Annotated in this window: 12 protein-coding genes and 3 tRNA genes; 7 read left to right on the forward strand and 8 right to left on the reverse strand. The window is 69.4% G+C overall.

The genetic code is table 11. From position 1 onward, the window contains the following. Positions 1 to 83 precede the first annotated feature (83 nt). Complete coding sequence (gene dpdE, locus ACSP97_RS12250; protein ID WP_440557486.1) at positions 84 to 3,359, reverse strand: protein DpdE; 3,276 nt, start codon at positions 3,357 to 3,359, stop codon at positions 84 to 86. A gap of 544 nt (positions 3,360 to 3,903) precedes the next feature. On the opposite strand from dpdE, the gene ACSP97_RS12255 reads away from it, so the two are divergent. Continuing rightward, positions 3,904 to 4,419, forward strand: coding sequence for a VUT family protein (locus tag ACSP97_RS12255; RefSeq protein WP_355327207.1), 516 nt, complete (start codon positions 3,904 to 3,906; stop codon positions 4,417 to 4,419). 952 nt (positions 4,420 to 5,371) lie between these two features. After that, positions 5,372 to 6,337, forward strand: a complete 966-nt coding sequence (locus ACSP97_RS12260) for a tyrosine-type recombinase/integrase (protein ID WP_355327210.1) — start codon at positions 5,372 to 5,374, stop codon at positions 6,335 to 6,337. 79 nt (positions 6,338 to 6,416) lie between these two features. Here the strand turns inward: ACSP97_RS12260 and ACSP97_RS12265 are convergent. The 3 genes from ACSP97_RS12265 to ACSP97_RS12275 all read right to left on the reverse strand — a co-directional run bounded on the left by ACSP97_RS12265 (position 6,417) and on the right by ACSP97_RS12275 (position 6,822). Next, positions 6,417 to 6,493 (reverse strand) — tRNA-Ile (locus ACSP97_RS12265). Positions 6,494 to 6,670: 177 nt separating this feature from the next. Then, positions 6,671 to 6,743, reverse strand: a tRNA-Asn gene (locus ACSP97_RS12270). A gap of 6 nt (positions 6,744 to 6,749) precedes the next feature. Further along, a tRNA-Asn gene (locus ACSP97_RS12275) sits at positions 6,750 to 6,822 on the reverse strand. 158 nt (positions 6,823 to 6,980) lie between these two features. On the opposite strand from ACSP97_RS12275, the gene ACSP97_RS12280 reads away from it, so the two are divergent. From ACSP97_RS12280 to ACSP97_RS12295, 4 genes are all read left to right on the forward strand, one after another. Then, positions 6,981 to 7,286, forward strand: a complete 306-nt coding sequence (locus ACSP97_RS12280; RefSeq protein WP_355327212.1) for a YtxH domain-containing protein — start codon at positions 6,981 to 6,983, stop codon at positions 7,284 to 7,286. 54 nt (positions 7,287 to 7,340) lie between these two features. Beyond that, positions 7,341 to 8,789, forward strand: a complete 1,449-nt coding sequence (locus ACSP97_RS12285; RefSeq protein WP_355144466.1) for an FGGY family carbohydrate kinase — start codon at positions 7,341 to 7,343, stop codon at positions 8,787 to 8,789. Between the two features lie 163 nt (positions 8,790 to 8,952). Beyond that, positions 8,953 to 10,686 (forward strand): ABC transporter ATP-binding protein, encoded by a 1,734-nt coding sequence (locus ACSP97_RS12290; protein ID WP_355529411.1) that lies wholly within the window; start codon positions 8,953 to 8,955, stop codon positions 10,684 to 10,686. Continuing rightward, a complete protein-coding gene (locus ACSP97_RS12295) occupies positions 10,686 to 12,614 on the forward strand; it encodes an ABC transporter ATP-binding protein (RefSeq protein WP_355144470.1) in 1,929 nt (642 codons plus the stop codon). Before ACSP97_RS12290 ends, ACSP97_RS12295 begins: the two co-directional genes overlap by 1 nt. Positions 12,615 to 12,661: 47 nt before the next feature. Here the strand turns inward: ACSP97_RS12295 and ACSP97_RS12300 are convergent, their stop codons facing one another. The 4 genes from ACSP97_RS12300 to ACSP97_RS12315 all read right to left on the reverse strand — a co-directional run bounded on the left by ACSP97_RS12300 (position 12,662) and on the right by ACSP97_RS12315 (position 18,442). After that, the gene (locus tag ACSP97_RS12300; RefSeq protein ID WP_382011903.1) at positions 12,662 to 13,765 is read right to left on the reverse strand and encodes an RNA polymerase sigma factor; all 1,104 of its coding nucleotides are present in this window, start codon (positions 13,763 to 13,765) and stop codon (positions 12,662 to 12,664) included. 78 nt (positions 13,766 to 13,843) lie between these two features. Beyond that, positions 13,844 to 15,751: a DNA primase gene (gene dnaG / locus ACSP97_RS12305; protein ID WP_355144474.1), complete on the reverse strand. Its 1,908-nt coding sequence runs from the start codon at positions 15,749 to 15,751 to the stop codon at positions 13,844 to 13,846. Positions 15,752 to 15,797: 46 nt separating this feature from the next. Beyond that, a complete protein-coding gene (locus ACSP97_RS12310) occupies positions 15,798 to 17,063 on the reverse strand; it encodes an NAD(P)/FAD-dependent oxidoreductase (protein ID WP_355327218.1) in 1,266 nt (421 codons plus the stop codon). Between the two features lie 104 nt (positions 17,064 to 17,167). After that, complete coding sequence (locus tag ACSP97_RS12315) at positions 17,168 to 18,442, reverse strand: deoxyguanosinetriphosphate triphosphohydrolase (protein ID WP_355144477.1); 1,275 nt, start codon at positions 18,440 to 18,442, stop codon at positions 17,168 to 17,170. A gap of 182 nt (positions 18,443 to 18,624) precedes the next feature. On the opposite strand from ACSP97_RS12315, the gene ACSP97_RS12320 reads away from it, so the two are divergent. Continuing rightward, the gene (locus ACSP97_RS12320) at positions 18,625 to 19,326 is read left to right on the forward strand and encodes a SanA/YdcF family protein (protein ID WP_355327221.1); all 702 of its coding nucleotides are present in this window, start codon (positions 18,625 to 18,627) and stop codon (positions 19,324 to 19,326) included. The last annotated feature ends 11 nt before the right edge of the window (positions 19,327 to 19,337 follow it).

Here is a 19,337-nt window from a genome sequence, read left to right on the forward strand (position 1 = left end):
GTCTACGCAGCGTCCCCCGCGCATGCGGGAGTTCTGGAAGCGTCGACAAGTCCTTCAGCAGGACGGCGGCACCCGTCCAGTTATCAGTCGCCACGACGGACCCTCCGGAGTCCCGTCTTCAGCACGCAGGTGGCGGACACGAGCCGGACCTTGGGGTGGCTAAGCCCCTTCACCAGCGCCTCGGTCACGTCTACGTCCAGCAGGTAGCTCTCGCGATCGCCAAGAAGACGACCTGCTGCGTGTCGGGCCTCTGCTTGAGCTTTGGCGACGGCGAGACGCTCGCGCCCCTTCTCCTGTGCCTGGGCGCATCGGTCAGCGAGGTTGGTAACCCGTTCGAGTTCGGCCCGGGCGACCTGCTCGGCAGCTCGCGCAGAGGCTTCGTACCCGGGACGTCCGTCGAAGAGATCCAGCAACTCGTGAATCAGTTTCGAGTTGTAGTTGTGATCCGTAGCCCCGTAGGGGGCGTCCAACCATTCGCGGGTGCTCTCGTCGCTGAGGGCCTGGGTGGAGCCTGCCGGCACCCATACCTTCAAGGTGAAGGGCGGGAGCAGTTGGTCGGCCTGGCGCCTGAGGGCTGCTTCCGCTTCAGCGCGCTTTTGTACGTGCGGGATCTGCAGGGCCAGTTCTAGCGCCAGTTCGGTATCGGCTTCGACGAGATAGTCGAACCCGAAGTAAGGTTCGGGTTCCCCCTTGTGGTCCCGGTCTGCCCGCCAGAAGGCTGTGGCCTGGCCGCGGTCGTCGTACCAGACGACGTTCGCGAGTGTGTCGACAAGCGGGTTCCCGATGCGGAACAGCCGTGTGCCGGCGGCCTTGAGAGCCTCATTCCTGTTGAACGTACCCCGGCCCATCTCGTCCGTGAGCTGGTCGCGATCGTAGAGGTGTGGGGAGATGAGGGTCTTCTGCGTGATCTCGAAGGCATCACGATTGGCACTTGGTTCGCTGTGACGGAGTTGAACGCCGCTTGAGCCATCCTGGCCGGTGTACCCCAGCATGGCTGCGCGAGTCTCCTCCCAGTCAGCCTCGAATGCACCGAGCCGCTCGGCGAACTGGTCCCCGCCAGGAGACATCTCGAAGACCGACTCGAGCATGTCCATGTGGTCGATTTCAGCGCGAGCATCGGCGAGTTGGGCCTGGACCGCGTCCGCGGAGCCCGTCAGGCCCTCGGGCCCATGCTCCAGCGCCTCAGCCCAGACCCCGGCGAGGCCCTGCGCGATCGCGTCCTGAAGCGTGGACACCGAGTCGGCGAAGATACGGTAGCCGTTGCTGAGCAGCGACAGCCACGCCCCCGAGTGGGCTTCGGCGTCCATGGCCACGAACTGCTCGGGGGGCCGGCGCTGCTGGTGTGACTCGACGTAGCGGTCGGTTCGGCCGAGACGTTGCTCGAGTTGGTTGGGCGACCATGGCAGGCGTAAGTGGATCACGGTGTTGGCGGCTTGAAGGTTGAGGCCGTCCTCAGCCGTATCGTCAGTGACCAGCACGGCACATTTCGCGGTCTGCTGTCGCCACTCGGCGATGGCAGCTTCGGACTTCTCGGCGCCTACACGGCGAGTGTGCTCAAAGAAGTCGACCTGACGGAACCGTTCGCTGAGTCGCTCGCTAAGCATTGAGGCGAGGGCGCCGGGGCCGCAGAAGATGATGACGCGTCCACCCCTACGCAGTGCCCGCAGAAGGGCGTCGACGAGTTCGTTGATCTCGGCGGCATGGCGGTCGTCGGTGATCTGCTGTTCGAGACCTTCGAGGATCTTCAGTTCGAGAGGCGCTACTGACGGCGCGCTGAGGTGGTGCCGCTCCCGGGGGCTCAGACCAGCCCGAAGAGCGGCGTCCTCGTCCCGATGAACGCGCCACCGAAGTGCATCGATGTAGTCTGCGGACGTGCCTCCGAGACGGGAGGCGAGCACAGCGAGGACGAGGGCATAGGCGTCACGGTTGTCCTCAAGCCCCTCGTCGAGGAGATATCCCCACATTTGCGTCTGCCACTCCACGAGACTGTCTGCGGCAGGGTCGTATGACTCGACTGCCAGGGGCGACGGCTCTGTTCGGCCTCGCACTTCGTAAGGGAACAGTGCCGAGTCCTCGTCGTCCAGCAATACGCCTGTTCGGCGGTGCCTGATGACACGGCGGTGCAGCCGGTAGGTCTCGCTGATGTGCGCTTGAAGTGCCGTGACCCGCGCGGAGAGATCCTCCATGTCCGTCTCGGCACAGAGGTTGCCCTCAGCGTCGACGAGTTCGAGGACTCGGGCTGCAAGGTCGTCGAAGCGGGTGTCTTCTTGGGGGAGCAACTCCTTGATCATGTCGATCGAGGAGGGCAGCAGCAGGTGGAACTCCGCGCTGAGGCTGTAGAGGTGAGTAGCCAACTCCGCCCGGTGGTTGTATCGCTGTTCGAACGCCTCGCGCTCGCTCCACTTGTACACGTCCTTGTCGAGGAGGTGTAGTAGGCCCAGGTGCGTGGTGTGGCTGGACGTGACAGGTGTGGCGGACAGCAGCAGGAGTTTGGACGCAGAGTGTGCGAGGTCGCACAGCGCGCGGTAGGTGGGGTCCGTGTCGTCGCGGTCCTGGACCAGCTGGTGGGCCTCATCCACCACGACAAGATCACTCTGGTGGTACTGCTCCCACTTCTCAGGCGTCTCGTGGGAGGTGATCCTTACACGCATCGGGAAGTCGTCGGTGAAGAACTTCGACTTCAACTCCACTTGCCACTGACGACGCAGCGAGTCGGGCGCGACGACGACTACACGTGCCTGCGGGTTGTCGATCAGGGTCTGCAGGATCACGTAGCCGGCCTCGATGGTCTTGCCGAGCCCGACTTCGTCAGCGAGGAGGTACCGCTGAACGGGATCGGAGAGCACGGCCAGCGCGGCGCGGACCTGGTGCGGATAGATCTCAGCGGCTGCGGCGAGGAGTGCGGGTGTGCTGGCGCTGACGGCACGCTGGGCCACGAGGTTGCGCAACATCGGGATGCGAGCGTTGTAGAGAAAGCCGGACTCGTTACCCCCAGACACCAGGACGTGGAGCGGGTCCCGAACCGGCTTGTCCCATCGCACTCGGAGCTCCGACTCGGGTACAGGGAAGGCGAACTCGACGTTGGGGAACCGCACAAAGTACTGACCGCCAACGCGATTCGCGACGCGCCCGGCCAGCCACTCCCCGGTGCTCGGGTTGTGTCGGAACACCCGAGTCTGCCGCTCAAGGCGTACCCGCCTGCAAGCAGCAGCCGGAACGGGATGCGACTCAATTTCTGGCTCCGCGACAGACTCGAAGAAGTCGACACGCAGCGTGCCACCATCGACCGCCCCCACACGGCCGATTCCGGGCGCTCCTGTGAACGTGACAAGGTGCCCGACTGCGAAGCCCGAAGACATCCTTCTGCTCGCCCCCCACCTGCTGGTTTAACGATGAGGATGAGCTTAAGCGCCCCCACTGACAACACTGTCGATGCAGAAGCCTGGAGAATCGCACACACATTCGGCGTCGGCGTGAACGTGCGACACCAGTAGACTTAGACCGGGTCTACATACAGCCGGAAAAGGTACAAACAGGTCGGCAGTCGACGCCCGCACCCGGTGTGTAACGCGCCACAAAATCCGGCTGAAATGAAGTTATACATGGGAGTCGCACCGGATCGGGTCGGCTGCGTGGGCCACTCAGCCTCTGGGGCACCTGTGACCGCATGACCTGCGACGGGTCGCACGGACCCCACCCCTGCCGTTGCCTGAAACGCACGCCCTGCGCCTCGAGTGTCGAACGTATGCCACTGGCAGTGCGCTGGATCCGGCCAGAATCTCGGTGTGTGGGTCCGGCAGCATTGTCAGTGGCTCGGGCTGTACTGTCTGGGCGCTCGCCTCGCTGTCCGTCCGCGGCGTGGTATCGGCGCACCGATCACAGCACAGAGACAGAAAGAAGAACGTGAACTTCCCCGCCCCTGCCGGTATCGCGACCCTCGTGGCCTACGTCGCCACCATCCCCGCGGCCAACCTGGCCGTCACCCAGTTCGGAGCCGTTCCCGTCGGTTTCGGCTACGCCGCCCCCGCCGGGGTCTACATGGTTGGCCTCGCGCTGGTCCTTCGTGACCTCGCGCGCGAATCCGCTGGCCGCGGCGCCGTCCTCGCAGCCATAGCCGTCGGCACCGTCCTGTCGTTCGTCCTCGCCGGCCCAGAACTCGCCGTCGCCTCAGCCGCGGCCTTCGCGGTCGCTGAATCCATGGACTTCGCCGTCTACGAGCCCTTGCGGAAGCGCGGACTGCTGATCGCGATGCTCGCCTCGAACGCGGTGGGCCTTCTCGCGGACAGCCTGCTCTTCCTCAAGCTCGCTTTCGGCTCCTTCGAGTACTTCCCCGGCCAGATCCTTGGCAAGGCCTGGATGACCCTCGCCGCCATCGCTGTGCTCGCTGTACTTCGACGTCGGAAGCAAGCAGCCGCCTGACCTTCAAGGTCGCTGACGCCCAGGTGCAGCGGTATGCCGGTCAGCACTCGCTGCGACCAACTCGGCGGTGAAGACGGCAGGTTATACGAAGCCAGGGCAGGTTCTGGGTCAACTTGCCGTGCTCCTGGGTCCTTCGCTACGGTCATTTCATCAATGAGGGCCCCACCATGCCTAAGGTCTGGTGGGGCCCTTTTGTATCCTCTCGAGCCTCGGGAGGACCGAGTGTCGCGTGCCACCGTCTTCTTCAGGTTTGCTGGCCAGGGAGACGGCGGCCGTGCTCATGCGAAAGGACAACTGGTAAGTACACACCATGACACAGGTTCCGCCCAGCAGTCACCCAGGAAGAGCCCCGCAGGCAGCCCATGGGTTCCGGAGGCCCCACCGTCGACCTCCTCCGTGCGGCGAGCGAACGTGCAACTGCTGATCGGAGGCCGCACCGTCTTCGGGGTGTATATTTCGCCCGCGATTGTGGCAGATGCCACCGGTGTATCCCTGGTACTTGGAGGAGTGAGTTGGGGACACTGGCCTTGGCTGTAGAGCCCTGAGGCAGGCCGCAGGGGCACCTGCTGCTGCGGCCTGCAGGGGCCCTTAAGGGCAGGCACTATCTGTAATGTCGGGCCGGTACAAGCCAAGCCATAGCCAGAGCCTCGCTCGCCTGCTCTCCGCTGGAGCGTCAAGCGGGAGGGAGCCTTCGCGAAGAACTGGGCCAGGCTCGTCGAGCTGCCCCCAGCCACCCGCCCAAAGCCCCTGATGTGGCCCCCCGAGCGCGTCGAGCACTGGAAGCGCACCGAAGAAAAGCCCGGACCCGTCATGGTCTGGACACCCGAGCTCACCGGCGAGTTCCTCGACTTCGTCAAGGCCGACTGGCTGTGCGAGCTGTGGCGCTCGTTCACCTTCAACGGCCCCCGGCGCGGCGAGATGTGCGCGCTGCCCTGGCCGGAGGTCAGCATCGATGGCCTCTGGATGCGGATCTCCGCACAGATCGTCGAAGTGGCCTACCGCCTGCCTGTACGGCGAGGCGCCGAAGGCCGACAGCGTACGCACCATCTCACTGAGCCTGGAGTCGGGCGAGAACCTGGCCCGGTGGCGGGAGAAACAGCAGAAGAAGCGCGAGGAGTGGGCAAACGCCTGGGTCGAGTCCGACTGCGTCTGGACGCAGGAGAACCGCGAACCCCTTCACCCCGACTGGGTCTCCCGGCGCTTCAAGCGGCTCATCGAGCTGTCCGGCCTTCCTCCGGTACGCCTCCACGATCTTCGCCACCTGTCCGCCACGCTGTCCCTGCTCGCCAAGAACGACATCAAGGTCGTCCAGGAGCGCCTGGGGCACTCCTCGCGCCAGATCACCTCGGACACCTACACCAGCGTCCTGCCTGAGATGATGCGCGCCGAGGCGGAGTCCACGATGACGGTCGTCCCACGAGGGGTCTCGTACGAGGTCCGCAGCCCCCTGGTGATCCCTGACGGCGCGTGGCAGGGAGACGTGGCCACGATCTTCGCCCACGGCACCCTGCAGCCCGGCAGCACTTGGGCGATCGGGGCTCAGACCCGGCCCGGCACGGACCTCCTTGGGGAGATCAGGACCAAGGGCCACGGCCAGGAGCACGCGGCCAACGCGGCTCTGGAGTGGATCAGGGAGCACTGCACCAGCAACGGCCTGGAACTCGTGTGGGTGGAGAACCTCAACGACCGCTACGCGGAAGATCAGAAGCGGTACTTCTCGCTCCTCCGGTTCGATCGACCGTTCCGCGGGCCCGGACTCCGACGGGTGGGAGCTGCCCCAGGGGCTGCCGTCCGGCTCGCCAGGGAGCGCGCGTCGGGGACGTGGATCACGCCGGAAGACCGCCTGACCGCCGCCCGTTCCCCTGAACGAATCCCCGTGTCCCCTGTGTGTCCTCTGGATCTTGCTCTGAGGGAGTGAAGGAGGGCCGCCATGCTGGCGCGGCGGCCCTCCTTCGTACGTTTCTGCAGGTAGAAACGGTCCTGTAGCCACCTGCGACTGGTGGGGCGGGTGGGACTCGAACCCACGGCCGACGGATTATGAGTCCGCTGCTCTAACCGGCTGAGCTACCGCCCCATAGCGGCGTGTCGCGTACAAGTGTGCGCGCCGTCTGCCGCAGCATAGCCGCTCATACGATCTCCTGCTTCGGATGGTCGGCTTCCGCGCTGCTCATGACCGTGAGGACATCGGCGCGGGCCGCGGCGGTTCCCGCGGGCATGAAAAAGGACCCCTGAGGGGCCCTCGTTCAGCGTGCTCCCCCGACTGGACTCGAACCAGTAACCTGCCGGTTAACAGCCGGCTGCTCTGCCAATTGAGCTACGGAGGACCGAAGCTCCCCCGACTGGACTCGAACCAGTAACCTGCCGGTTAACAGCCGGCTGCTCTGCCAATTGAGCTACGGAGGATCGCCTCGTCTGCATCGAACGGACCTCCCCGGGTATTCGCCAGGGGGCGGTCGCTCGCTGCGACACATACATTAGCGCAAGCAGGGGGGTGCTCCGCCAATCGGTACCCTCGGGCACCTGCGTCGCACCAGATACTACGCACGGGAAGGGTGGCAGCCATGCGCTACCGGCTCACGTTCATCGCCGGACTGGCCATCGGTTACGTACTCGGCACACGGGCCGGACGCGAGCGCTACGAGCAGCTGAAGAAGTCCGCTCGTCGGATCGCCGAGAACCCTGCCGTACGCAACACCGCCGAGACCGCGGCCCAGCAGGGCCGCAGCTATGCGGGCAAGGCGTTCCACACGGTCTCGGACAAGGTCGGCGACCGCGTCCCCGACTCGGTCGCCCAGCGGGTCCGCTCCCTGAAGGACCGCACCTCGGGCGGCACCGCCGGGGACGACTGGGGCACCAGCGCCACCTGAGCCCGTGGCGCCCGGGGGCCGGAGCCGGCGCGCTGATGCGGCAAAATCGTCCGCATGGGGATAGTCGCCGGTTTGGACAGCTCACCTGATTTCACCCGCATCGTGGTCTGCGACACAGACACCGGTGCCGTACTCAGGCAGGGGTACGCCCCCCATCCCGTCGACCCGCCGGAAGGCACCCGCCCCAGCGACGTCGACCCCCAGGCCTGGCTCCTCTCCCTCGGTGAAGCCGCGGGCGGCGGACTGCTGGAGGGGGTCCAGGCCATCGGCGTCTCCGCGCAGCAGAACGCGCTGGTCCCGCTGGACGCCCAAGGCAACACCGTGCGCCCGGCGATGGTCGGCGGGGACCGGCGCGCCCAGGTCGCCGCGGCCGACCTGGTGGACGCGCTCGGCGGCCGGGAGGCGTGGGCGCACGCCGTCGGCTGTGTGCCGCAGTCCGCGCACCCCGTCACCAAGCTGCGCTGGCTGGCCAAGAACGAGCCGGAGAACGCCCGGCGCGTCGCCGTGCTGCTCCAGGCCCACGACTGGCTGGTGTGGCAGCTGCTCGGGCGCCCGGTGCGCCGCACCACCGACCGCGGCGGGGCCTCCGGCACCGGTTACTGGTCCGCGGCCACCGGTGTCTACCGCTCCGACCTGGTCGAGCTGGCCCTCGGCCACCAGGCGATGCTGCCGGAGGTGCTCGGCCCGGCCGAGGCGGCCGGCACCACTCCGGAGGGGCTGCTGATCTCGGCCGGCACCGGGGAGACCATGGCCGCCGCGTTCGGGCTCGGGATCGGGCTCGGGGACGCGGTGGTCTCGCTCGGCGCCTCGGGCTCGGTGATGGCCGTGCACCCCGAGGCGCTCGCCGACCAGTCCGGGATGATCACCTCGCTCGCCGACGCCACCGGCATGCACCTGCCGGTCGTCACCACGCTGAACGCCGTGCGCGCCCTGCGCGGCACCGCCGAACTCCTCGGCCTGCCGGACCTGGAGACCCTGTCCGAGCTGGCGATGAAGTCCACGCCGGGCGCGCACGGCCTGGTCCTGCTCCCCTATCTGGAGGGCGAGCGCACACCGAACCTGCCGCACACCGCGGGCACCCTCGCCGGGCTGCGGCGCGAGTCGATGAAGCCGGAGCACCTGGCGCGGGCCGCGTTCGAGGGCATGCTGTGCGGGCTCGCCGACGCGCTGGACGTGCTGCGCGGCCGGGGCGTGGAGGTGCGGCGGATCTTCCTGCTGGGCCCGGCCGCCGAACTGCCCGCCGTACAGGCCGCGGCGCCCTCGCTGTTCGGCGCCCAGGTCGTCGTGCCGCAGCCCGCGGACTACACGGCGATCGGCGCGGCCCGGCAGGCGGCCTGGGCGCTGGGCGTGTCGCAGGGCACCCTCGATCCGCGCACCCCGCCGGCCTGGCAGGGCGCGGCGGCGCAGGTGCTGGAGCCGGGCGAGGAGCTGGCCGTCGGGCAGGCGGTCCGGCAGCAGTTCACGGCGGTGCGGGAGCAGACCCATCCCGGCGCGTTCCAATGAGCCGTACCAAATGCCGCAAACCATTCCGTAACACCCAACACCCATAAGGCCGTACGGAAATCCGCTGTTGGGTTAATCGGTTGAGGTAACGCGGGTGGAGTGTCCGACGATAGGGGCCAAGGGCAAACCGACTGCCCCTGTCGCCGACTCCGAGAGACGTAGCGTGCTCATACGACTTCTACGGACCTATCTCAGGCCCTACAAGAAACCCATCACCGTGCAGGTGCTGCTCCAGTTCGTGCAGACCTGCGCCACCCTGTACCTGCCCACCCTGAACGCCCACATCATCGACAACGGTGTCGTGAAGGGCGACACGGGCTACATCCTGTCGTTCGGCGCCCTGATGATCGGCATCTCGCTGGCACAGGTCGTGTGCAACATCGGTGCCGTGTACCTGGGCGCGCGGACCGCCTCGGCGCTCGGCCGGGACGTGCGCGGTGCCGTCTTCGACCGGGTGCAGTCCTTCTCCGCCCGCGAGGTGGGCCACTTCGGCGCGCCCTCGCTCATCACCCGTACGACCAACGACGTGCAGCAGGTCCAGATGCTGGTCCTGATGACGTTCACGCTGATGGTGTCGGCGCCCATCATGTGCGTCGGTGGCATCGTGCTGGCCCTCGGTCTGGACGTGCCGCTGTCCGGGGTGCTGGTCGCGGTCGTCCCGGTGCTGGCGATCTGTGTGACGCTGATCGTGCGCCGGCTGCGGCCGCTGTTCCGCACCATGCAGACCCGCCTCGACAAGGTGAACCGGGTGCTGCGCGAACAGATCACCGGCAACCGGGTGATCCGCGCCTTCGTCCGCGACGAGTACGAGCAGGCCCGCTTCGGCCGGGTCAACGGCGAGCTGACCGAGATGCAGCTGGCCACCGGACGGCTGCTGTCGCTGATGTTCCCGATGGTCATGACGGTGGTCAACGTGTCGTCCATCGCGGTGGTGTGGTTCGGCGCGCACCGCATCGACAGCGGCGGGATGCAGATCGGCGACCTGACCGCGTTCCTCGCCTATCTGATGCAGATCGTGATGTCCGTGATGATGGCCACCTTCATGTTCATGATGGTGCCGCGCGCGGAGGTGTGCGCCGAGCGCATCCAGGAGGTGCTGGAGACCGGTTCCAGCGTGCTGCCGCCGCTCACCCCGGTCACCGAGCTGCGCCGGCACGGGCACCTGGAGATCCGCGCGGCCGGCTTCCGCTATCCGGGTGCCGAGGAGCCGGTGCTGCGCTCCGTCGAACTGGTGGCCCGGCCCGGCGAGACCACGGCCGTGATCGGCTCCACCGGCAGCGGCAAGTCCACCCTGCTCGGGCTGGTCCCCCGGCTGTTCGACGCCACCGAGGGCGAGGTCCTGGTGAACGGCGTGGACGTCCGCGAGGTCGACCCGGCGCTGCTGGCCCGGACGGTCGGGCTGGTCCCGCAGAAGCCGTACCTGTTCGCGGGCACCGTCGCCACCAACCTGCGCTACGGCAATCCGGACGCCACGGACGAGGAGCTGTGGCACGCGCTGGAGGTGGCGCAGGCCAAGGAGTTCGTGACCAGGCTGGAGGGCGGCCTGGACGCGCCGATCGCCCAGGGCGGCACCAATGTGTCGGGCGGCCAGCGCCAGCGGCTCGCCATCGCGCGCACCCTCGTGCAGCGCCCCGAGATCTACCTCTTCGACGACTCCTTCTCCGCGCTCGACTACGCCACCGACGCGGCCCTGCGCGCCGCGCTGGCCCGGGAGACCGCGGAGGCGACCGTCGTGATCGTCGCCCAGCGGGTGGCGACCATCCGGGACGCGGACCGGATCATCGTCCTGGACGAGGGCCGGGTGGTCGGCTCCGGCCGGCACCAGGAACTGATGGCGGGCAACGAGACCTACCGGGAGATCGTGCTCTCCCAGCTGACGGAAGCGGAGGCCGCCTGATGGCCGGGCCCATGGGACGCATGATGGCAGGAGGGAGTCCCGACCAGCGGTCGATGGACTTCAAGGGTTCCGGCAAACGGCTGGTCGCCCAGTTCCGGCCCGAGCGGGCCACCGTCTGCGTGCTGCTGCTGTGCGTGGTAGTCAGCGTGACGCTGAGCGTGATCGGCCCGAAGATCCTCGGCAAGGCCACCGACCTGGTGTTCGCCGGCATCATCGGCCGGCAGATGCCCGCCGGGGCCACCAAGGCGCAGGTGCTGGCCGGGATGCGGGCCGAGGGCAAGGGCTCCGTCGCGGACATGCTGCAGAGCACCGACTTCACGCCCGGCAAGGGCATCGACTTCGGCGCGGTCGGCGACGTGCTGCTGCTGGCGCTCGGCACCTTCCTGGTCGCCGGTCTGCTGATGGCCGTCGCCACCCGGCTGGTCAACCGGACGGTGAACCGCACGATGTACCGGCTGCGCGAGTCCGTGCAGACGAAGCTGTCGCGGCTGCCGCTGTCGTACTTCGACAAGCGCCAGCGCGGCGAGGTGCTGTCGCGGGCCACCAACGACATCGACAACATCGGGCAGACGCTCCAGCAGTCGATGGGCCAGCTGATCAACTCGGTGCTGACCATCATCGGCGTGCTGGTGATGATGTTCTACGTCTCCTGGATCCTGGCGCTGGTCGCGCTGGTGACCGTGCCGCTGTCCTTCGTCGTCGCCACCCGGGTCGGCAAGCGCTCGCAGCCGCACTTCGTGCAGCAGTGGCGTTCGACGGGCAAGCTCAACGCCCACGTGGAGGAGATGTACACCGGGCACACGCTGGTGAAGGTGTTCGGGCGGCAGGAGGAGTCGGCGAAGCAGTTCGCCGAGCAGAACGAGGCGCTGTACCAGGCCGCGTTCAAGGCGCAGTTCAACAGCGGTGTGATGCAGCCGCTGATGATGTTCGTGTCGAACCTGAACTACGTGCTGGTGGCGGTCGTCGGCGGGCTGCGGGTCGCGTCCGGCGCGCTGTCCATCGGTGATGTGCAGGCCTTCATCCAGTACTCGCGGCAGTTCTCGATGCCGCTGACGCAGGTCGCCTCCATGGCGAACCTGGTGCAGTCCGGCGTGGCCTCGGCCGAGCGGGTCTTCGAACTCCTGGACGCGGAGGAGCAGGAGGCGGACCCGGTGCCCGGCGAGCGGCCGGCGCAGCTGCGCGGGCGCGTGGAGCTGGAGCACGTGTCCTTCCGGTACGACCCGGACAAGCCGCTGATCGAGGACCTCTCGCTCACGGTGGAGCCCGGGCACACGGTGGCCATCGTGGGCCCCACGGGCGCGGGCAAGACCACGCTGGTCAACCTGCTCATGCGGTTCTACGACGTCTCCGGCGGGCGGATCACCCTGGACGGGGTGGACGTGCGCCGGATGACCCGGGACGAGCTGCGGTCCGGGATCGGCATGGTGCTCCAGGACACCTGGCTGTTCGGCGGCACCATCGCGGAGAACATCGCGTACGGCGCCTCCCGCCAGGTGACCCGGGGCGAGATCGAGGAGGCGGCGCGGGCGGCGCACGCCGACCGGTTCATCCGGACGCTGCCCGACGGGTACGACACCGTGATCGACGACGAGGGCACGGGGGTGAGCGCCGGTGAGAAGCAGCTCATCACCATCGCGCGCGCGTTCCTGTCCGACCCGGTGATCCTGGTCCTGGACGAGGCGACGAGTTCCGTGGACACCCGCACCGAGGTGCTGATCCAGAAGGCGATGGCCAAACTGGCCGCCGGACGCACCTCGTTCGTGATCGCCCACCGGCTCTCCACGATCCGGGACGCGGACACGATCCTCGTGATGGAGAACGGCTCCATCGTCGAACAGGGCGGGCACGCCGAACTGTTGGCGGCGGACGGGGCGTACGCCCGGCTGTACAAGGCGCAGTTCGCGCAGGCGGTGGCCGAGGTCGACTGATCCGGAGACTGGAAGAGGGGGTCGTCGCGAGGCGGCCCCCTTTCCCGTCAGTCCAGATAGCCCCTCAGCTGGTCCGCGTAGGCGTGGTCCCTGAGCTTGGCGAGGGTCTTGGACTCGATCTGGCGTATCCGTTCGCGGGTGACGCCGAAGAGGCGGCCGATCTCCTCCAGGGTGCGGGGGCGGCCGTCGAGGAGGCCGTAGCGCAGCTGTACGACCTTGCGCTCGCGCTCGCCCAGCGTGGACAGCACGGCCTCCAGGTGCTGCTTGAGCAGGAGGAACGAGGCGGACTCCATGGGGCTCGCGGCGTCGCCGTCCTCGATGAGGTCGCCGAGCGCCACGTCGTCCTCCTCGCCGACCGGGGCGTGCAGCGAGACCGGTTCCTGGGCCAGGCGCAGCACCTCGCCGACCCGCTCGGGCGGGAGGTCGAGGTGGGCGGCGACCTCCTCGGGCGTCGGCTCGTACCCCCGCTCCTGGAGCATCCGGCGCTGCACCCGTACGACCCGGTTGATCAGCTCCACGACGTGCACCGGCACCCGGATGGTGCGGGCCTGGTCGGCGAGGGCGCGGGACATGGCCTGGCGGATCCACCAGGTGGCGTAGGTGGAGAACTTGTAGCCGCGGGCGTAGTCGAACTTCTCCACGGCCCGGATGAGCCCGAGGTTGCCCTCCTGGACGAGGTCGAGCATGGTCAGCCCGCGCCCCACGTACCGCTTGGCGACCGACACGACGAGCCGCAGGTTGGCCTCGATCAGCCGTCGCTTGGCCACCCGCCCCATGACCACCAGCCGGTCCAGGTCGTGCGCCAGCCCGCTGTCCAGGTCGGGGGTGCTGCCCAGCTTCTCCTCCGCGAACAGCCCGGCCTCCACCCGGCGGGCCAGTTCGACCTCCTCGGCGGCGGTGAGCAGCGGGATGCGGCCGATCTCGCGCAGGTACTGCCGGAACAGGTCGGCGGTGGGTCCCCCGTTCTCCGGGTGCAGGGGGGCACGGCCCTGCGGGGGAACGGCCATGAGGACGTCCGGCTCCGCGTCCGGTTCGTCAGCACGGGCACCGGTGCTGCTGTCGGCGGGGGTGAGGGTCTGGGTCTGCACGAGGGCGACCTCCAGGATGTTCACCGGACTCGGGCACCCCCAACAGTGTGGGGTACGACTCATCGCTCCCACGAGGGGCGTGCGATGACTTTTTGCGTCCGGTCCGTGACCCGCTGCTGACGATCGCCGCTCGGCGGCCGCTCAGAGCGCCTCCGCGCCCCGCGCCCGCAGGGACTGGTCGTACTGCTGGAGGACCCACATCTCGTTCTGGACCGCGGCCAGTTGGGCCGGGTCGCCGCCGGCGGACAGCCGGGTCATCTGGTACTCGATGTCGCGGATGCGGCGTTCCACGGCGCGGCGGCGGATCTGGACCAGCACCGTGCCGGCGTAGGTCTCGTCCACGGTGCGGCGCAGGATCGGTTCGACGGCCAGTTCGGTGACCATGGCGCGCACGGTGTCGTCCGGCGCGGCCTCGCGGACGCGGACCAGGTACTCCTGCGGGTCGGCCACGCCGTACTCCGCGCCGCCCGCCTCCGCGATGGCCTGGCGTACGGCGGCGTAGGGCGGGGCGGTGAACTCGTCCACCCCGTAGGCGTCGAACGCCGGGGAGACCAACTCGGGGCGCTGGAGGGCGAGTTTGAGCAGTTCGCGTTCGGCGGCGTACACCGGGTTGCGCAGGGTGAGGGCCGGGCCGGAGTTCGCCGGGCGCGGGGCCGACGCCCACTGCTGCTCCGGGCCGCGCGGGCGCTCCTGCTGGGGGCCCCTGCCGCCCCGGTCCCGGGCCCAGCGGGCCAGCTGGGCCACCCGGCGCACCACGAACTGGGTGTCCAGGATGCCCAGCAGCCCGGCCAGCTCCACCGCGACCTCGTGCTGCGCGCCGCTGTTCTTGATCCGGGCCACGATCGGCGCCGCCTCGTCCAGCGCGGCGGCCCGCCCCCCGGAGGTGTCCAGGTCGTACCGGCTCACGATCTGCCGCAGCGCGAACTCGAACAGCGGGGTGCGGGGTTCGACCAGGTCGGCCACCGCCTCGTCGCCCTTGGCCAGGCGCAGCTCGCACGGGTCCATGCCGTCCGGCGCGATCGCGATGTACGTCTCGGCGGCGAACTTCTGGTCGTCCTCGAACGCGCGCAGGGCGGCCTTCTGCCCGGCCGCGTCGCCGTCGAAGGTGAAGATCACCCGCGCCGATCCGTTGTCCATCAGCAGCCGGCGCAGGATCTTGATGTGCTCGCTGCCGAAGGCCGTGCCGCAGGTCGCGATGGCCGTGGTCACCCCGGCGAGGTGGCAGGCCATGACGTCGGTATAGCCCTCGACCACCACCGCCCGGCTGGCCTTCGCGATCTCCTTCTTGGCCAGGTCGATGCCGTACAGGACCTGCGACTTCTTGTAGATCGCGGTCTCGGGGGTGTTCAGGTACTTGGGGCCGTTGTCCGACTCGTAGAGCTTGCGCGCGCCGAAGCCGACGACGTCCCCGCCGATGTCCCGGATCGGCCACATCAGCCGGCCCCGGAAGCGGTCGATGGGTCCGCGCCGGCCCTCCTGGGCCAGGCCGGAGAGGATCAGTTCCTTGTCGCTGAAGCCCTTGCCGCGCAGATAGCGGGTGAGGTGGTCCCAGCCCTGGGGGCTGTACCCGACGCCGAAGTGCACCGCCGCGGCCTGGTCGAAACCACGCTCGGCGAGGAAGACCCGGCCGGTCTCCGCCTCGGGGCTGGTGGCCAGCTGCTCGGCGTACCACTGCGCGGCGATCTTGTGCGCCTCGACCAGCCGGATCCGCTCGCCGCGCTGGTGGGCCGGGTTGTACCCGCCCTCCTCGTAGCGCAGCGTGATCCCGGCCTGGGCGGCGAGCCGCTCCACCGCCTCCGAGAAGGAGAGGTGGTCCACCTTCATCACGAAGGTGATGGTGTCGCCGCCCTCCTGGCAGCCGAAGCAGTGGAAGAGTCCCTTGCTGGGGCTGACCTGGAAGGACGGCGACTTCTCGTCGTGGAACGGGCACAGCCCCTTGAGGTTGCCGCCGCCCGCGTTGCGCAGCTGGAGGTATTCGGAGACCACGGCGTCGATCGGGACCGCGTCCCGTACCGCCTTCACGTCCTCGTCGTTGATCCGTCCTGCCACGGGTGAATTCTACGGGGCGCGCGGACGGTCCCGGGGCGGCCGGGGCTCAGGGCAGGAGGCGGTCCAGGGGGACGTGCGGGTCGGCGAGCGCGTCCGTGTCGACCCGGCTCCGGGCGCGGACGAGCTTCTGGATCGGGTCCGTGACGTTCCACACGTTCACGTTCATCCCGGCCAGCACCCTGCCCTCCCGCAGCCAGAACGCGATGAACTCGCGCCGGCCCATGTCGCCCCGGATGACCACCTGGTCGTACGTCCCCGGCGGCGCCCATCCGCTGTACTCCATGCCGAGGTCGTACTGGTCGGTGAAGAAGTACGGCACCCGGTCGTACACCGAGTCCTGCCCGAGCATCGAGCGCGCGGCGGCCGGTCCGCCGTTGAGGGCGTTGGCCCAGTGCTCGACCCGGACCCGGTCGTCGAACAGCTCCAGCGGGAAGGCGGCGACGTCCCCGGCCGCGTGGATGTCGGGGTCGGAGGTGCGCAGCCGCTCGTCCACCACGATGCCGCCGCCGTGCTCCCGCTCGGCGATCTCCAGGCCCGCGGCCTGGGCGAGCGCGGTCCGGGGGGTGGCGCCGATCGCCGCGAGGACGTCGTGCGCCGGGTGCTCCTCGCCATCGTCGGTGCGCACGGCGAGGACCATGCCGTCCTGGCCGACGATCTCGGTGAGCGTGCGCCCGAAGTGGAAGCGGACCCCGTGCTCGCGGTGCAGCTGGGCGAAGACGTTGCCCAGCTCGGGGCCGAGCACGCCGTGCAGCGGGGTCGGCTCCGGTTCGATCACCGTGACCTCCGCGCCGTACTCGCGGGCCGCCGCCGCGATCTCCAGGCCGATCCAGCCGGCGCCGGCGATCACCAGGTGGCCGTTGTCCCGGCCGAGGGAGGCCAGCACGCCCTTGAGCCGCTCGGCGTGGGCGAGGCGGCGCAGATGGTGCACGCCGGCCAGGTCGGTGCCGGGGATGTCCAGGCGGCGGGGTTCGGCGCCGGTCGCCAGGAGCAGCTTGTCGTAGCGGACGAGGGTGCCGTCGTCGCCGTAGCGCACGGTCTTGGCCGTACGGTCGATGCGGTCGACGCTCTGGCCGAGGTGCAGCTCGATGTCGTGCTGCGCGTACCAGGCGGGTTCGTGCACGAAGACGCTGTCGCGCTCCTCTTTGCCGAGCAGGAAGCCCTTGGACAGCGGCGGGCGCTCGTAGGGGTGGTCGCGTTCGTCGCAGATCAGTATCACCCTGCCGGTGAAGCCCTCCGCGCGGAGCGTCTCGGCCGCCTTCGCTCCCGCGAGACCACCGCCGACGATCACGAATGTCTGATCCGCGTCGACCACTTGTATGCCTCCTCGTAAGGGTGCCGCCACAGGCGAGCGTCCCGCACCGGGCGTGCTGCGGGAAGGGGGAGTGACCCGATCAGGCCACCGGTGACACGTTCCTCTCACATATGCCCCGTCAGTCTCGCGTGCAGCGAGAGCGCGGAGGCGTCGGTGAGGGACGCGATCTGGTCGACGATCACCCGCTTGCGCGCGTGGTCGTCGGGCGCCTTGTCGAACAGGGCGCGGAACTGCGGGTCCAGGCCGTCCGGGGCGCGGGCGGTGAGCGCCTCGGCCAGCTCCGCGACGATGACCCGCTGGTCGGCGCGGAGCCGCTCCTGCTCGGCGCGCTGCATCACATACCGGTCGGCGACCGCCTTGAGCACCGCGCACTCCGTCCGGGTCGCGCGGGGTACGACGAGTTCGGCGCCGTAGCGGGTGAGCCGGCCGCTGCCGTACGCGGCGCGGGTGGCGCCCTCGGCGGCCAGGCAGAAGCGGCCGATGAGCTGGCTGGTGGCGTCCTTGAGCCGGGCCTGGGCGACCGCGCTGCCGTCGTAGCCGTGCGGCCACCACTCGGCGGCCTGGAGGCGGTCGAGGGCCTCGGCGAGTTCGGCGGGATCGGTGTCCGCGGGGACGTAGCGGCCGATGGCCACCTCGAACACCGCCCGCCGTTCGGGTTCGGCGTACAGGCAGTTGGGGTCGATGTGGCCGGCGTGCAGGCCGTCCTCGACGTCGTGCACCGAGTAGGCCACGTCGTCGGACCAGTCCATGACCTGGGCCTCGAAGCAGGTGCGGGTGCCGGGGGCCTCGGCCCTGACCCAGTCGAAGACCGGGCGGTCGTCCTCGTACACCCCGAACTTCGCCGAGGCCGGGTCGGTGGGGTGGGCGCCGCGCGGCCAGGGGTACTTGGTGGCGGCGTCGAGGGTGGCGCGGGTGAGGTTGAGGCCGACGGAGCCCTCCGCGGTGAACCGCTTGGGTTCGATGCGGGTGAGCAGCCGCAGGGACTGGGCGTTGCCCTCGAAACCGCCGCAGTCGTCCGCGAACTCGTTCAGTGCCTGTTCGCCGTTGTGGCCGAAGGGCGGGTGGCCCAGGTCGTGGGAGAGGCAGGCCGCCTCGACCAGGTCGGGGTCGCAGCCGAGGGCGGCGCCCAGTTCCCGGCCGACCTGGGCGCACTCCAGGGAGTGGGTGAGCCGGGTGCGGGGGCTGGCGTCCCAGACCTGGCTGTGGCTGCCCGGGGTGACGACCTGGGTCTTGCCGGCCAGGCGGCGCAGCGCGGCGGAGTGCAGGACGCGGGCCCGGTCCCGCTGGAAGGCGGTGCGGCCCGGGCGTTTGTCGGGCTCGGGGGCCCAGCGCTCCAGGGCTGCCGGGCCGTAGGGATCGGGGGGTGCACTGCCTGCCATGCTTCGACAGTAAGCGCCACCGGTGACAAATGGGGGGTGCCGGGTGGCCCAGTCGGACGGCGCGTTGGGGAATCCGGCCGCCCCGGCGAAGCGGAATCGCACACCGGAGCGAACCGGATCGGCGCGGGCGGCGTCCTCCATGGTCGGAGCCGGACTCCGGAATCCGCACCAAGGGGGGCTGTATGAGGATCCGTCGACCGCGGCTGCCGCGCACGCGCACCGGGCAGCGGCGGCTGGTGCAGGCCGTGATGGCCGCCTGTGTGCTGGCGCTGGCCCCGGCCACCTGGCTGTTCACGTCCACGGCGGACCGGCTGCGCACGGTGGCCGACGTGCCGTCGGCGCCGGTCGCGGTGGTGTTCGGGGCCGGGCTGTGGAACGGTGAGCCCTCGCCGTACCTGGCGCACCGGCTGGACGCGGCGGCGGCGCTGTACCACGCGGGCCGGGTCAGGGCCGTGCTGGTCACCGGGGACAACAGCCGCAAGGACTACGACGAGCCGGACGCCATGCGCGCCTACCTCACCCGGCACGGGGTGCCGGGCGGCAAAGTCGTGCGCGACTACGCCGGGTTCGACACCTGGGACTCCTGTGTGCGGGCCCGGAAGATCTTCGGCGTCGACCGCGCGGTGCTGGTCAGCCAGGGCTTCCACATCCGCCGGGCGGTGGCGCTGTGCGAGGCTGCGGGGGTGGACTCGTACGGCGTCGGGGTCGACGCGAAGCACGACGCGACCTGGTACTACGGCGGCACGCGCGAGGTGTTCGCGGCGGCCAAGGCGGCGCTGGACGTGGTGTTCCGGCCGGCCCCGACGTTCCTCGGGCCCCGGGAGCAGGGGATCGCCAAGGCGCTGGCGGCGTCCGGGAGTCCGGCCCGGCGCGGGGACGGCTGAGCGTGGCGAGC

The organism is Streptomyces sp. SCPE 10 (assembly GCF_051980735.1).
In the GTDB taxonomy this organism is placed as follows: Bacteria; Actinomycetota; Actinomycetes; order Streptomycetales; family Streptomycetaceae; genus Streptomyces; species Streptomyces misionensis.